At 47.3% G+C, this 14298-nt stretch carries 15 protein-coding genes; 9 read left to right on the top strand and 6 right to left on the bottom strand.

What is annotated here, in order from left to right:
• Nucleotides 1-155 precede the first annotated feature (155 nt).
• The 5 genes from WA407_RS24590 (at nt 156) to WA407_RS24570 (ending at nt 4695) form a co-directional block, all read left to right on the top strand.
• Complete coding sequence (locus WA407_RS24590; RefSeq protein ID WP_023987015.1) at nt 156-1064, top strand: carbohydrate ABC transporter permease; 909 nt, start codon at nt 156-158, stop codon at nt 1062-1064.
• Between the two features lie 5 nt (nt 1065-1069).
• Nucleotides 1070-1909, top strand: coding sequence for a carbohydrate ABC transporter permease (locus tag WA407_RS24585; RefSeq protein ID WP_023987016.1), 840 nt, complete (start codon nt 1070-1072; stop codon nt 1907-1909).
• Between the two features lie 113 nt (nt 1910-2022).
• Nucleotides 2023-3135 (top strand): rhamnogalacturonan acetylesterase, encoded by a 1113-nt coding sequence (locus WA407_RS24580; RefSeq protein WP_336078628.1) that lies wholly within the window; start codon nt 2023-2025, stop codon nt 3133-3135.
• A 72-nt stretch (nt 3136-3207) separates the two neighbouring features.
• Nucleotides 3208-4242 carry a glycoside hydrolase family 88/105 protein gene (locus tag WA407_RS24575; RefSeq protein ID WP_336078627.1) on the top strand — a complete coding sequence of 345 codons (1035 nt, stop codon included), beginning with the start codon at nt 3208-3210 and terminating at the stop codon, nt 4240-4242.
• A gap of 51 nt (nt 4243-4293) precedes the next feature.
• The gene (locus WA407_RS24570; protein ID WP_336078612.1) at nt 4294-4695 is read left to right on the top strand and encodes a sensory rhodopsin transducer; all 402 of its coding nucleotides are present in this window, start codon (nt 4294-4296) and stop codon (nt 4693-4695) included.
• A gap of 94 nt (nt 4696-4789) precedes the next feature.
• Here WA407_RS24570 and WA407_RS24565 read toward each other — a convergent pair whose 3' ends face one another.
• The 3 genes from WA407_RS24565 to WA407_RS24555 form a co-directional block, all read right to left on the bottom strand.
• Nucleotides 4790-5749, bottom strand: coding sequence for a DMT family transporter (locus WA407_RS24565; protein ID WP_336078611.1), 960 nt, complete (start codon nt 5747-5749; stop codon nt 4790-4792).
• A gap of 207 nt (nt 5750-5956) precedes the next feature.
• A complete protein-coding gene (locus tag WA407_RS24560) occupies nt 5957-7273 on the bottom strand; it encodes a glutamate-1-semialdehyde 2,1-aminomutase (protein WP_269465967.1) in 1317 nt (438 codons plus the stop codon).
• Between the two features lie 83 nt (nt 7274-7356).
• Nucleotides 7357-8478, bottom strand: coding sequence for an LCP family protein (locus tag WA407_RS24555; RefSeq protein ID WP_069291107.1), 1122 nt, complete (start codon nt 8476-8478; stop codon nt 7357-7359).
• 103 nt (nt 8479-8581) lie between these two features.
• Here WA407_RS24555 and WA407_RS24550 point away from each other — a divergent pair, with 103 nt between their 5' ends.
• Genes WA407_RS24550 through bcp form a run of 4 tightly spaced genes read left to right on the top strand, consistent with a single transcriptional unit; the run spans nt 8582 to nt 11719 of the window.
• Nucleotides 8582-9622 carry an ABC transporter ATP-binding protein gene (locus WA407_RS24550; protein ID WP_028540997.1) on the top strand — a complete coding sequence of 347 codons (1041 nt, stop codon included), beginning with the start codon at nt 8582-8584 and terminating at the stop codon, nt 9620-9622.
• Nucleotides 9615-10409 (top strand): ABC transporter permease, encoded by a 795-nt coding sequence (locus WA407_RS24545; protein ID WP_053324641.1) that lies wholly within the window; start codon nt 9615-9617, stop codon nt 10407-10409. Before WA407_RS24550 ends, WA407_RS24545 begins: the two co-directional genes overlap by 8 nt.
• A gap of 4 nt (nt 10410-10413) precedes the next feature.
• Nucleotides 10414-11202, top strand: coding sequence for an ABC transporter permease (locus WA407_RS24540; protein WP_336078610.1), 789 nt, complete (start codon nt 10414-10416; stop codon nt 11200-11202).
• 40 nt (nt 11203-11242) lie between these two features.
• Nucleotides 11243-11719, top strand: a complete 477-nt coding sequence (bcp, locus tag WA407_RS24535) for a thioredoxin-dependent thiol peroxidase (RefSeq protein ID WP_250259419.1) — start codon at nt 11243-11245, stop codon at nt 11717-11719.
• A 70-nt stretch (nt 11720-11789) separates the two neighbouring features.
• Here the strand turns inward: bcp and WA407_RS24530 are convergent, their stop codons facing one another.
• Genes WA407_RS24530 through WA407_RS24520 form a run of 3 tightly spaced genes read right to left on the bottom strand, consistent with a single transcriptional unit; the run spans nt 11790 to nt 14298 of the window.
• Nucleotides 11790-12905, bottom strand: a complete 1116-nt coding sequence (locus WA407_RS24530) for a GerAB/ArcD/ProY family transporter (protein WP_336078609.1) — start codon at nt 12903-12905, stop codon at nt 11790-11792.
• 17 nt (nt 12906-12922) lie between these two features.
• A complete protein-coding gene (locus WA407_RS24525) occupies nt 12923-13159 on the bottom strand; it encodes a hypothetical protein (protein WP_336078608.1) in 237 nt (78 codons plus the stop codon).
• 29 nt (nt 13160-13188) lie between these two features.
• Complete coding sequence (locus WA407_RS24520; protein WP_336078607.1) at nt 13189-14298, bottom strand: GerAB/ArcD/ProY family transporter; 1110 nt, start codon at nt 14296-14298, stop codon at nt 13189-13191.

Here is a 14298-nt window from a genome sequence, read left to right as displayed (position 1 = left end):
CCGTGCGTAGTCCAAAGCATGATTGCGCACGGTTGATTCGACGAACCAACTGCATAAGCACCCTTTGCAGACATCACAATAATATTCGTATAACAACGAATTATTAACAACGTAAAGTTTTTCTATTTCTTTAAAAGCAACAGAAGGGAGGCTTGATGAGCTTGCGAAATCATCAGAGCTTGAAAGCCAATATGACCGGATATGCGTTTATCAGCCCGTTTATTGTGGGCTTTCTGGCGTTTACGTTAATTCCAATGTTTATTTCGCTGTATCTGTCCTTTACCACCTACAACCTGTTCACCCCGCCCAAATGGATTGGTCTGGGTAACTTCGAAAAAATGTTCACAGGCGACCCGAAGTACTGGAATTCGATCAGGGTCACGTTTACGTATGTGCTGGTCGGTGTACCGTTGCGACTGATTTTCGCGCTGTTTGTGGCTATGATTTTGAATACCAAATCGCGCATGGTCGGCACCTATCGGACAATGTACTATCTGCCGTCGATTATCGGAGGTAGCGTTGCGGTATCCATTATGTGGCGGAACATTTTCAGTAATAACGGCATAGTGAACAGCCTGCTTTCGACCTTAGGGGCGACTCCGGTGAAATGGTTTGGTGACCCGGATGCATCGCTTACGATGCTGATCACCCTGTCCGTATGGCAATTTGGCTCCTCCATGCTGATTTTTCTGGCAGGTTTGAAGAACATTCCTGTTGAATTGTACGAGGCGTCCAGTGTAGATGGCGCTAAGCCAGTACGAAAATTTTTCAGTATTACGCTACCGTTGCTTAGCCCGATTATTCTATTTAATCTGATTATGCAGACGATCAGCGCTTTTATGACCTTCGTCCCGGCTTATGTTATTTCTAAGGGTGAAGGAGGCCCGATGGATGGAACGATGCTGCATTCACTGTATCTGTTCCGGCAGGCGTTTATGTTCAGCAACATGGGATATGCGGCAGCCATGGCTTGGGTCATGCTCATTATGATTGGGATACTGACAGCGATTTTATTTATAACCTCCAGATACTGGGTATTTTATGAAACGGAAAAGGGGCGCTGATACCGATGGCATGGAAAACGGTCAAATGGCCAATTTATCACATACTGGTTGCTGCACTGGCGCTCCTGATGCTGTATCCCGTTTTTTGGATGCTGTTCAGTTCGTTTAAAGAAAGTCGGACGATATTCGTCACGGCATCCTCGCTTTTCCCTACTGAATGGATCTGGCAAAACTATGTAACAGGCTGGAAAGGGACAACTGGCTACAACTTTGGCACGTACATTCTAAACTCGCTCACGATCGTGGTGATTTCAACGATTGGAGCTGTACTTTCCTCTTCATTGATCGCATTTGGCTTCGCACGCTTGAAATTCAAAGGGCGTAACTTGTGGTTTGCTTTGATGATGGTGACGCTTATGCTACCAGGGGATGTGGTACTGGTACCGCAATATATTATTTTCACCAAGCTCGGTTGGATCAATACGATCTTACCGTTGGTGGTACCCTCCTTTTTCGGGATGCCGTTCTTCATCTTCCTGATGGTGCAGTTTATACGAACGATTCCAGCAGAGTTGGATGAAGCGGCGACGATTGACGGGTGCGGCAAGTTCCGGCTGTATTTCAGAATTATTTTACCCTTACTCAAATCGTCGTTGGCTACAGCGGCAATCTTCTCTTTCTATTGGAAGTGGGAGGATTTGCTTGGTCCGGTACTGTATCTGAATTCGCCGGAGAAATATACCGTATCTATTGCACTCAAGATGTTCCTCGACAGTGAGTCGGCTTCCAACTGGGGAGGAATGTTCGCGATGTCTATCCTAAGCCTGCTTCCAGTTATCGCTGTATTCTTCGCATTCCAGAAGCAAATTGTAGAAGGAATGAGTACGAGTGGTTTGAAGGGGTAAGATCCAAAATCCATAGCGTGAGGATATGAAGCTTACGAGTAGAAATGGAAGGCACCCGGGTTTGTACGATTGAATGGACGGGATTTGAGGGCGATGGCTGAGAGGTGAGTACATTGTGGAAGTTTGATTTTGGTCCGGGGGGGCCTGCGGATGGCTACAAAGGAGTGCCTCCGGATTGCTTATATACAACTGAACAGGGCTATGGCTTCGAGACGACGGAGCATGTATACGGTCGAAAAAGGCAGAGTGCAGCCAAGGATGCACGCACGCGGCTACGAAGCAGCTTTTGTATTCCACTGAACGCTGCATTTGTTGCAGATGTGCCAGACGGGATGTATCTCGTCACCGTACTGGTCGGCGATTCGCAGGCGGAAACGCTCACGCGATTCAAGGCTGGTGAAGGCAAGCACATGCTGCCCCCAGTACACACGCTGCCGGGCCAGTTCATCGAAGCGCTGTTTGCGGTGCCAGTCCGGGGTGGCAAGCTACGCCTCACCGTGTCAGGCACCGCGCCACGGCTCAATGCGCTGGAGATTGCGCCAGCGCCACAGACCCTCCGGCTATTCCTAGCCGGAGACTCCACGGTTACGGATCAGGACGCCTCCGGCTATCCGTATACTGGCTGGGGTCAGGCTTTGCCCGCCCTGTTCAAGCATGATGTCTGCGTGGATAATCATGCCGTATCGGGACGAAGCTCCAAAAGCTTCGCGGAAGAAGGACGGCTGGATGTCATTTTGGACGAAATAAAGGCAGGAGATTTCCTGTTCATCCAGTTCGGTCATAATGATCAGAAGCCTGATCCAGAGCGGGCTACAGAGCCTTTTACAACCTACAAGGAGCATCTTCGCCTCTACATCGACGGCACAAGAAGCCATGGGGCAACCCCGGTGCTGGTCACGCCCGTACATCGCCGCTATTTTAACGAGGATGGTACGCTATCTGACACACATGGTGACTATGTAACAGCGGTTCGTGAACTGGCGGAAGAAGCGAATGCGCCGCTAATCGATTTGTCTGCCCGCACGCAGGAGTTATATGAGCAGCTGGGTCCCGAAGAGAGTAAAGAGCTTTTTATGTGGCTGCTGCCTGGTGAATACATGAACTTTTCCAGCGGCTTAGAGGATAACACGCATTTTCATGAGAATGGCGCGGTTCGTATTGCAGACATGGTGGTGGATGCTGTGAAGGAACTGGATTTGCAACCGCTGCGCATGTATTTACGTTGAAGGACGACCTTTTCATGTACGGGCGTCAAGGAGGTAACTCACGTGAAACTTACCAAAGGGGGAGACGTGGAAATGCCTGCATTGATTTTTGATGAAGAACAAGTTAAGCAGGTGATCGACCGGGTCGTAGAACGCACCTTTCAAATGCACTACAGCTGGGATTGGCCGGGCGGAGTCGCCTTTTACGGAGTATGCGAAGCGTATGAAGCGACAGGGAACGAAAAGTATTTGACTAAGCTGAAAGAATGGGTTGACGAAAATATCGAGGATGGACTTCCATCTCTCTCGGTGAACGGCGTTTCTGTCGGGCACTGTTTGTTGACGCTTTATCAGGCCACAGGTGAGCAAAAATACCTTGATATTGCCATCGAGATGGCAGAATTTTTGGCCCAAAAAGCGGAGCGGTTTGCCGACGGCATTTTCCAGCATACGGTGAATTCACTTCATGATGTATTTCCGCAGCAAGCATGGGTGGATACGATGTTTATGGCCGGTTATTATTTGCTTCGTATCGGTCATCTGCTAGGGAACAAGGAGTATTGGGAGGATGGAGCTCGTCAATATCACGGGCATGAAGAATTTTTGCAGGACCCGGATACGAATCTGTATTATCACGGATGGGATCATGCGAACCAAAGCCGGATGTCAGGAATATATTGGGCGCGCGGCAATTCATGGGCAGCCCTCACGATGGCAAAAGCGCTGAAATTGGTGGAGGTGCAGCATCCATCTTATATGATCATCGATGGCTCGCTGCGTGACCAGCTCAATGCACTGGTGCGGCTGCAATCCCCAGAAGGGCTGTGGCATACGGTGCTGAACGATGATACCTCTTATCTGGAAACCTCGGGCTCGGCTGGAATTGCGACTGCCTTGCTTATGCAAGGAAGATTGTTTAACAAATACACCCAAAAGGCGATCGACGGTATTCTTTCCCGCATTAAGGACGACGGCACAGTAACGGGGGTATCCGCTGGAACTGCTGTGATGAACGATATTGACGGCTATCGTAACGTTCCGTACAAACGCCTTCAGGGCTGGGGTCAGGGATTGGCGCTTGCTTTTCTGGCTCAACTGTTGCGTACCAAGGAGAATCCGTACGGCTAGAAGAAGGGGCATAAGCGCCAAAAAGTATGATGGGTAAAGGAGGCCAATAGTATGGGAAATGCTGAACTTTCTCAGGAAAAGGTGGCTAATCAGCCGCGAGGCAGCCGATTCTGGGTCATCCCCGATGGGTATATTCCACCGGAAAGCCGGGGAGAGCTGCTCAGTCATGAGAGTATATGTGTGCTGAATTGTGGGAGCCGTGTGGCAAATCTAAGTATAGACATCTATTTTGAAGACCGCGAGCCATTGGAGGGATTGATCGAGGTGGTGGAAGGAAGACGAACCCGTCATATCCGAACAGCCTCGTTGGAGAAATCCGGCGAACGGATTCCGACAGGCATTCCTTACGCAATTACGGTCACTAGCGATGTGCCCATCATCGTACAATATAGCAGATTGGACACGACACAGCCGGAATTGGCATTAATGAGTGTCATGGCGTATCCTATTTAATCCGACGAAGACTAAGAAGTGAAAAAAGAAATCTCTCGGCTGCAATTGTGCAGCTGGGAGATTTCTTTTTTTGCAGGCAAATGAGTGTCTATTTTTAGCCCGTTTTTTGTGATTTTGCCGAAGTTGTTTTGATCGGCGTGAAGTTTTTTCGCCCTCCGAAATTGGTACCCAGCACGCCGATAATGATCATCACAGCCCCAACAATGTGATAGTAGGCGAGCTGCTCCTTCAAAATGTAAGCACCGGCAATCATGGAAATGAGGGTGGATAAATTACCGATCACACTCATTTTGGAGGCTTCGATCCACTTCAAGGCAAAGCTCGATAACAGCGAGGTGACGAGGGTAGACAGAATGCCCAGATAAATCAGTGCCATCCAATAACCAGGCTTCACCAGTGGAGCGGTATAGGCGCTCATGGAGCCGTCTATGGCATGGTATCCTAGTGCCACCACGTTAAAAACGATACATCCCAAAATAGAGGTAACGTAGGTCAATTCCATGGGGCTGTACTTTTGTGTTAAGGGTCGTGCCAGCACATTATAGCCGGATAGGCATATCGCAGAGAGCACGAGTAGAAGAATACCTCCATAGCTATTGGACGCTAGTGGTGCTCCGCTTTTCATCACAAATATAAAAACCACGCCAAAGACAGACAGCAGTAAGGAAATTTTTTGGACTACCGTTGTACGCTCTTTAATAAAATAGGAAGCTAACAGCAACGTAAAAATAGGAACGGTTGCTTGAATAATTCCACCTTCCGATGAAGAAGTGCTCATCAGCCCGAAGGCTTGTAGTGGAAAATACACTAAAGGGGAGAGCAGTGCTAGTGGTAAAATGCGCGAAATGTCACGTAACTTGATGTTGAGCTTAATCCAACCGAGCAGCACTGGAACGGTCAAAGCGATAAATGACAGCGCAAAGCGATGGGCAATCACATCCAGCGGGCTCGCCTCTGTGACTGTCAATTTTACAAATAAAAATGAAAATCCAAGTATAGCTGCATAGCTGAGAGCTGCCAGATAGGCGGCTCCATTTCTGGAACGACTGTGCATAATAAACCTCCGTAATCATGACCTTAACCTGTTGTTCTCTCAATATACCCGGATGGCATCACCTGATACAATCCATAAAATCTGCAACTGTACGGGTACAGTTGTCAAATAAAAAAAGCCGGAACGAAGTCCCAGAGGTCGAATACCCTTCCCTAAGACTACTTCCAGCTCTTATCAAAATTCATATTCTATCACTTACTGCTGGGTTTACTTACCCTGTGACATCGCCCGGAACGAATCGTCCGCCGCTTCCAGCGTAGCATCCACATCTTCGTCGGTATGCGCTGTTGTGAGGAACCAGGCTTCGTACTTGGATGGCGCCAGATGAATACCGCGATCCAGCATGTGACGGAAGAAGGATGCGAACGCTTCGCTATCCGTATCCTGCGCCTGTGCGTAATTCGTGATCGGATGATCACAGAAATGCGTCGAGAACGCTCCACGAATACGGTTGATCGTCAATGGCACGCCGTAGCGTTCGGCAGAGGACTGAATACCGTCCGTCAGTCTCACGGCCAGACGTTCCATCTCTTCGTACACGCCTTCCCCTTGAAGGACTTCAAGGCAGGCGATGCCTGACGAGATGGAAGCCGGGTTGCCGGCCATCGTACCCGCCTGATAAGCCGGGCCGAGTGGGGCAACCTGCTCCATGATGTGCTTGCTGCCGCCGTAGGCACCAATCGGCAGACCCCCACCCATGATTTTGCCCAGAGCGGTCAAATCTGGCTGAATCGCATCATGGTTGTCCAAACCTGCATACGTTTGGGTGGAACCGAAGTGGAATCGGAATGCGGTAATGACCTCGTCATAAATGACGAGTGAGCCGTTCGCACGCGCCATCGAGCATAACCCTTCCAAATAACCGGGCTGCGGCATAACCATGCCGAAATTACCGACAATCGGCTCAACCATGACTGCCGCCACATCGTCGCTCCAACGCTCCAATGCTTGGCGCAACGCGTCGAGATCATTGAATGGCACGGTAATAACTTCGCTCGCAATGTTGGTCGTAATGCCTGCGCTATCCGGTATGCCCAGCGTGGAAGGGCCTGAGCCTGCGGCTACAAGTACCAGATCCGAGTGACCGTGGTAGCAGCCGGCGAATTTGATGATCTTGTTCCGCCCAGTATAGGCTCGTGCCACACGAATCGTCGTCATAACTGCTTCTGTGCCAGAATTCACAAACCGGACCTTGTCCATAGAAGGAATTGCTTCCTTCAGCATCTTCGCCAGTTTAATTTCCAATACCGTTGAGGTTCCGTATAATACGCCGTTCGCGGCCGCTTCGCTGATGGCCTTAGTAATATGGGGATGGGCATGCCCAGTAATAATAGGGCCATAAGCCGCCAAATAGTCGATATATCGATTATCATCCTCATCCCAGAAATGAGCACCTTTAGCACGTTTCATGAATACTGGAGCGCCGCCGCCCACAGCTTTAAAGGAGCGTGAAGGGCTGTTAACGCCCCCGACTATATGCTCCAGGGCTTCTTTATATAGTGCTTCGGAGTTTTCCCGTTTCATCATCAAAAACTTCCTTTCCGTTCATTAAAATAGGGTATACACACGCCAAAGGGCAGCGTTCACGGCTGCCCCTGCATACATCATTATAGCTCTTTTTGACCTGTCTTTGTTGTTGATTGTGTGGAAGCATCCTCATTACTGGTTTTACTGCCCCCTGTAAAAGAAGCTTTATCCTTCTTGGTAGACGATGCACTGTCTGGCTGTTTCGTTTCGTTCTGATCCTTGTTTTGTTCCTGTGTTTGTGTGGGTGGATTATTAAATATATCCTGCACATACGTTTTCAGTTCTTCCGGATCGCGGACCGTAAGAACTGCTGCGCCGCCCACATTCTCTTCTCCGAGCATCTTCATCGGTGGAACCTGTTCGCTGCCTGCAAAGTTGCTTTGGTACCCCACATTTGCCAGCTTCCACATATCGTTAACACTGAGATTCGTGTCGATGTACGGGTTAACCTGCTCTAAAATATTCGGCAAGTTAGCGATGGAAGTCGTGGTCTGCATTTTCTGGGCTACGGCTTCCAAGAATGCCCGTTGCCGTCCTGATCGGGAGAAGTCGGACATTGCATCGTGGCGGAACCGCACATATTGAAGCGCCGTATTGCCATCTAGATGCTGCATGCCCTTTTTCAAATCAATATCGTACTGATGTTTATCCGCATTACTTGTATAATGCATATCCTTTTCCACTTCAAAATCAATCCCGCCTACGGCATCCACCAGTTTGATAAAGCCCTGGAAATCCGTGTAGACATAATATTGCACCGGGATGCCTAACAGATCGCCAGCCGTCTTCATGGCCGTGTTGGGTCCGTGAGTAATGGCGGTGTTAATTCGATTTTTTCCATAGCCGGGAATATCCACGTACGTATCACGCAAAATAGAGAACAGGTGGATTTTTTTCTTAACGGGGTCCAGTGATACAACCATCATGCTGTCTGATCGGGGGACTTCCCCTTTCTGGATACCGCGCCCATCGACACCCATCAGTAAAATGTTAACCATATCGGTACCTTCCCACTTGGGTGGTTCTGGCGTACGAACCTGATCGACCTGCTTTACATTTTTGAAGGGGGAGTTAGCGCCCTCTTTATGCAGATTATCCAGCTGATTATAAATGGATGTAAAATAGTACACGGCAAAGCCGACAATCGCGACGATTACCACGGCTAGAACCGACCATATCGTCCTTTTGGTTCTGCTTGTCATGGATGCTCTCCCTTTCGCTTTTCAGTTCATTACATTATAATTTCTTTTTGGAGCACAATCAATTTAACTATGGATTTTACAAATCCTGATTGAGAGGTATAACATGCTGGCAATTGATGTGCAGGATCTGCGCAAAACATTTAAGGTTCAAAAAAATCGCGAGGGCTTAAAGGGTGCCTTCCTTGATTTATTCGCCCGAGAATACAACGAGGTAGCCGCGGTCAAAGATATATCTTTCCGTATTCCGCAAGGAGAAATATGCGGTTATATCGGTGAGAATGGCGCCGGAAAGTCCACCACGATTAAGATGCTGACAGGTATTCTCGTGCCGACATCGGGACATCTCAAGGTGGGCGGTTATGTCCCCTATGAGGAACGCGAGAAATTTGTAGGCAACATTGGCGTTGTGTTCGGTCAGCGCAGTCAGCTTTGGTGGGACATCGGTGTGATCGAGTCTTTTCAACTGCTGCGGAAAGTATATCAGGTTCCGGCTACGGACTTCAAACGTAGGCTGGATGAGCTGGTAGAGAGGCTGCAATTGCAGGATCTGCTAAGCCGCCCGGTACGCAAGCTTAGTCTCGGGCAAAGGATGCGCTGTGAGTTGGTAGCTGCCTTGCTGCACAATCCGTCTATTGTTTTTCTGGACGAGCCGACCATTGGGCTTGATATTATGGTGAAATCCGAAATCCGCGAGTTTCTGAAGGACATGAACCGGGATCACGGTACGACTATTTTGCTGACGACCCATGATTTGCAGGATATTGAAGCGCTGTGCTCGCGCGTCATTATGCTGGATGATGGAAATATCATTTATGATGGTGGTCTGGAGGATCTGAAGGCGCGTTGGGGGACAGGTCGAGAAGTACGGTTCCAGTTCGGCACATCGACCCAGTTGGAGCAATTACAGGCATGGACTGCTGATATGCCACTGGCTTGGACGATGGATAATGATTTGGCTGCCAAAGTATGGATTCCTCTTCATATTAATGTATCGGATGTGCTCGCTTGCGTAGTCGGTCGCACGGACATTACGGATATCAAAATCATTGAAACCAACACGGATGATATCGTCCGCAGTATCTATCAATCTGGTTCGGCTGAACGCCAGGGCAATCCGATAGTGGAGGCCAAAGTTCATGCTTAGCGTATACACCGATTTTATTCGTATCCGATTTCTCACGATGCTTGCGTATCGTGTGAACTATTATTCAGGAATCCTTATTTATTGCATGAATATTGGCGTGTATTATTTCACATACAAAGCGATATATGGCGATGCGGGTAGCATTGGAGGCTTTACCGCTGCTCAGATGACGACGTATGTAGCAGTATCGTGGATGGCGAGAGCTTTTTATTTTAACAATCTGGATCGTGAGATCTCGACGGATATACGTGATGGAAGCATTGCAATTCAGATGATCCGACCTTATAACTATGTACTTGTTAAATTTATGCAAGGACTCGGCGAGGGTATGTTCCGTTTTCTGCTGTTTATGATTCCAGGCATGGCGATTGCGATGCTGTTATTTCCGGTAAAGCTTCCCACGGATCCGGTAGCCTGGGTTGGTTTTCTGGTCATGCTGTTTTTTAGCTTTATGATCAACACTCAGATCAATATTATTACGGGATTAACGGCCTTTTTTATCGAAAATAATGAGGGCATGATGCGTATGAAGCGCGTAGTTGTAGATCTGTTTTCTGGGTTGATTTTGCCAATCAGTTTGTTTCCAGGCTGGCTGGCGACGATCGCCCAATGGATGCCGTTTCAGGCGATTACCTATTTGCCGGGTTCTGTATTTACGGGACGTGTAAAGGGCGTTGGCATCTGGAATGTACTGGGTATCCAAATCATTTGGCTGGTCGTTCTGCTCGTGCCGATGATCATCATTTGGCGACTGGCGCGCAGACGTCTGTTCGTGCAGGGAGGGTAAGCCGATGATGTACTATTTGGGTCTCATTAGCGAATATTTGAAAAATTACATGAAGTCACGGCTCACCTATCGGGCTGACTTTTGGGTAGAAGTGATTTCAGACCTGCTGTTTCAGGCCACGAATCTTATTTTTATCCTGGTTATTTTTATGCATACAGACAGTTTGGGGGGCTGGAGTGAAAATGAAGTCGTGTTCGTTTATGGATTTTTCATGGTTCCTTACGGACTATTCAGCTGTTTCGTCAACCTTTGGAACTTTAGCGAGCGTTATATTGTGAAAGGTGAGCTTGATCGGGTAATGACTCGTCCTGCATATAATCTGTTCCAGATTTTCCTTGAAAATGTGGACCCGCCAGCGTTGGTGGGCTCAGTGATCGGTCTGATTATAATGGGGATCAGCGGGGCACAGATGGACTTGGCTATGGAGTGGTGGTTCGTACCAGCGCTGATCGTTTTGAGCCTAAGTGCCGTGGCAATCTATACAGGCATTTACACCATATTGACTTCTATTTCATTCTTTTCGGATGCGCCCACAGGAATTATCCCGCTCATGTACAATATTCAGGGCTACGGACGTTATCCAGTGACGATCTATAACCGAGCCATTCAGGTTGTGCTGACTTGGATACTACCTTTTGCTTTTGTTGGTGTATATCCAGCCTCCCTATTCCTCCACCGAGAGGACATGCGCCATATGGCTCTCTTAACTCCTGTGATGGGAATTGTCTTTCTGACCTTGGGCTTACTGGCATGGAACTGGGGAATTCGCCGCTACAGAGGGGCAGGCTCATAGGTCAGATCACATAAGCCCCCACAAGATAGGAGATGATGAGATGTCCACGATATTTACCGTTATTGGGCAAGAGGCACCGGATTTTGAATTGCCTGGGAGTGAGGGAAAGCGTGTTAAGCTGTCTGATTATCGAGGTAATAGGGTGTTGCTGTATTTCTATCCCAAGGATTTGACCTCTAGCTGCTCGACCCAGGCTTGTGATTTTCGGGATAAACATACGGAGTTTGAAGGCTTGAACACGGTGATTTTGGGGATAAGCCCAGATCCACTCAAGCAGCATGACAAGTTTATTGCAAAGTACGGACTCCCTTTTCAGTTGTTATCTGATGAAGAGCATCAGGTCGCTGAGACGTATGGTGTATGGCAGCAAAAACAGATGTACGGCAAGCAGTACATGGGTATTGTTCGGTCTACGTTCCTTATTGATGAAAATGGCATTTTAGTTCATGAATGGCGTGGTTTAAGAGTGAAAGGGCATATTGATGCTGCGCTGGCATACATTCAGGATATGGCGTAAGTGAAGAATACAAGAAAACCTTTTGAAATCGGATTATGCTTTTTTAAGCATCGGTTTCAAAAGGTTTTTGTTAATTTTTGGATACGTTTTGTCGATGCTTCCACTTTTGCTTGCAGAGATAAACACCCCATAACAAAAGCGGAATGATCAAGCCGTTGGTATAATGCCAGGTAGACATGGGATAAACCAGAGTTCTTACATAATAAAACACATTTGGGGTTATCGAAATGGTCATGCCAAACACAAGCCCTCCTGCGGGGATGACAAAGGGACGGATATTAGAAATTCGGAATAGCTGAGTTGTTCCGAAAGTAAACGCGTAAAAGAAAAGAACACCTTTGAAATAGGCAGCAAGTGCCCAGATTAAAGTTACTAGCGATTCAACTCGTGTAATATAATTGAGCTCGTTAATCTTTGTTGTGAGTGCAGAAGAAATATATGGACTGTAGTTGGTCACGAAGGGTCCAATGACAAGGAGGGAGAGCAGCAGAAAGAGGCTAATCAGCACTCCGCCTATAAGTGATGCGAGCAGCATATCTCTTTTAAAATGGGCTCTTTTGTTTACATAAGGAAAAACCATGAGCATAATAGACATTCCGGCAAAAGGCATTGCCGCGCCTGGAACCATTCCTTTGGCAACAGGAGCGAACCCGTTTTCCAAAACAGGCCGTACATTAGAAAGCTGGATTTGTGGCAGGAGTCCAAGGATCAGACCAGAGAAGATTAATATATATGCTGGTAATAGCATCTCGCTAACACGACCGAAAGCTTCAATTCCCATTAGCGCAGTAAGCACCATTAGGGATATTCCCATAGCGAGCAGGACACGCAGAGGGGTTTGTACAAATAACTGGTTATTCAGGAAATCGCCTACCTCTCTAGCAATAAGAGCGGTGTTCATGAAGAAATAAAACAAATACCAGCAGGAGACAATGGTTCCGAATACGGGCCCGAAAATTTTACGGATCGCTTCAATAAGTGTAAGGCCCGGGTAGAGTTCATGAACACGAATGAGCACGTAAATAATAATTAAACCTAACGGTATGGACAATATAGAGCTGATCCAGGCATCCTGATGAGCAATATGTGTAATAATAGTCGGATAAATTAAGAGCATATCCCCGATTAAACACATAAACATAAGGACAGTCACTTGCCGAACACTGATACGTTCTTTTTTTGACATTTGTGGCTGCCTCCCTTCTAAAAGCCAAATACATGTGACACAAAAGCGTTAACAGGGTTATAGATGATTTCAATCAGAACCAGCGGGCTTGGCGTAACCTCTGATTTGGCCGCAAGGACACTAAGCCATGTGCCTAATCCGAGCATAATGATGTACACGAACATATCCTTAAAGCGATGCTTTCGGTACAAGCCTGGTAAATCTTTGGCAGCAATGGCTAGACCGATACAGATAATGACAATGGTGATCAGCATATGTATGCTCCTTCCATTAAGGGTGAGGGTCAACCAGGTCCCAGGCTATGATTTCCTTTTGTTCTAAACTTGTATACGACAAGCAGCAGCAAAGGAAGGACAACGGAATCAGTCAAATCCCAGTAAATCCAGGCGTGAACGATCGTATCCAGATAATAAGTAATGTTGGGTGCCGACACGATAATCAGACCAAATAGGATCATAAAGCTAGGGCCCAGAAAAGTCCGTACATTGTCTAAACGCAGTAGCTGAGTCATTCCTAAGGTAAAGGCATAGAAGTGTAAAATGGTTTTAACAAAGGTAGTGATAATCCAGGCTGTGCTCATCATGGATTCAACCCTCTGTAAGAAGTTTCCTATGTTAATTTTTTTAGAAAGCGTGTAAGAGGTGTACACGCTGTTTTCGGTTACAAAAGGGCCCAGAACCATGAGAGAAACCAGAAGTAGTACGCTTAACAGAACGCTAGCAGTAAGGCCGGCTAATAAAACTGATTTTTTTAGACCCGGTTTTTTGCTCACATAGGGAAAAATCATGAGTAAAAAAGCTAATTCTCCGAATGGGTAGGAGAGCGCAAATAGGCTGCCTTCCATAATCTTAGGAATACCTTGCTCCATAATAGGCTTAAGCTGCTGACTTTCACATTGGGGAAGCAAGCATAGGATTAAAAATAATGTAAAAACCAGGCACAGAGGAAATAACATTTGAGCCGTACGGGCAATAGGCTCCAATCCCATATACATCCCCCACATCAGCACAAGAATTAAGAGTAAATTGATAACGGGAAGAGGTGTCATCACATAGGTCTGGCTGTTCATAAAATCTCCGACTTCTCTTAAGTAAATCGCTGAATTTATTAGTAAATGGAACAAATACCATATGGAGATGAGGGCGCCTAGCCACGGACCCAAAATTCGCTGGCAGAGCTGAACAAAGGTGAGATCAGGATACAGCTGATGTACCCGCAGGAGTAGCAGTAGTATAGCCAGTCCTGCAGGGATGCTTAGGAATGAGCTGATCCAGGCATCTTGCTTGGATATGGCTGTAATGAGGGAGGGATACACCAGTACACAGTCTCCGATAATACTCAAAAATACGAGTACGGCTATATTTGGTATGCTGATACGCCCTTTTTCCTCCAC

This window comes from Paenibacillus sp. 203, from assembly GCF_037027525.1.
GTDB classification, from domain to species: Bacteria; Bacillota; Bacilli; order Paenibacillales; family Paenibacillaceae; genus Paenibacillus; species Paenibacillus polymyxa_B.
Note: the sequence above shows the minus strand (reverse complement) of the source record. Positions and strands in the feature narration are given on the sequence as shown.

Coding starts and splice junctions, on each gene's coding strand:
- WA407_RS24590 (WP_023987015.1), top strand. CDS start 156: ATGAGCTTGCGAAATCATCAGAGCTTGAAAGCCAATATGACCGGATAT.
- WA407_RS24585 (WP_023987016.1), top strand. CDS start 1,070: ATGGCATGGAAAACGGTCAAATGGCCAATTTATCACATACTGGTTGCT.
- WA407_RS24575 (WP_336078627.1), top strand. CDS start 3,208: ATGCCTGCATTGATTTTTGATGAAGAACAAGTTAAGCAGGTGATCGAC.
- WA407_RS24570 (WP_336078612.1), top strand. CDS start 4,294: ATGGGAAATGCTGAACTTTCTCAGGAAAAGGTGGCTAATCAGCCGCGA.
- WA407_RS24565 (WP_336078611.1), bottom strand. CDS start 5,749: ATGCACAGTCGTTCCAGAAATGGAGCCGCCTATCTGGCAGCTCTCAGC.
- WA407_RS24560 (WP_269465967.1), bottom strand. CDS start 7,273: ATGAAACGGGAAAACTCCGAAGCACTATATAAAGAAGCCCTGGAGCAT.
- WA407_RS24555 (WP_069291107.1), bottom strand. CDS start 8,478: ATGACAAGCAGAACCAAAAGGACGATATGGTCGGTTCTAGCCGTGGTA.
- WA407_RS24550 (WP_028540997.1), top strand. CDS start 8,582: ATGCTGGCAATTGATGTGCAGGATCTGCGCAAAACATTTAAGGTTCAA.
- WA407_RS24545 (WP_053324641.1), top strand. CDS start 9,615: ATGCTTAGCGTATACACCGATTTTATTCGTATCCGATTTCTCACGATG.
- WA407_RS24540 (WP_336078610.1), top strand. CDS start 10,414: ATGATGTACTATTTGGGTCTCATTAGCGAATATTTGAAAAATTACATG.
- bcp (WP_250259419.1), top strand. CDS start 11,243: ATGTCCACGATATTTACCGTTATTGGGCAAGAGGCACCGGATTTTGAA.
- WA407_RS24530 (WP_336078609.1), bottom strand. CDS start 12,905: ATGTCAAAAAAAGAACGTATCAGTGTTCGGCAAGTGACTGTCCTTATG.
- WA407_RS24525 (WP_336078608.1), bottom strand. CDS start 13,159: ATGCTGATCACCATTGTCATTATCTGTATCGGTCTAGCCATTGCTGCC.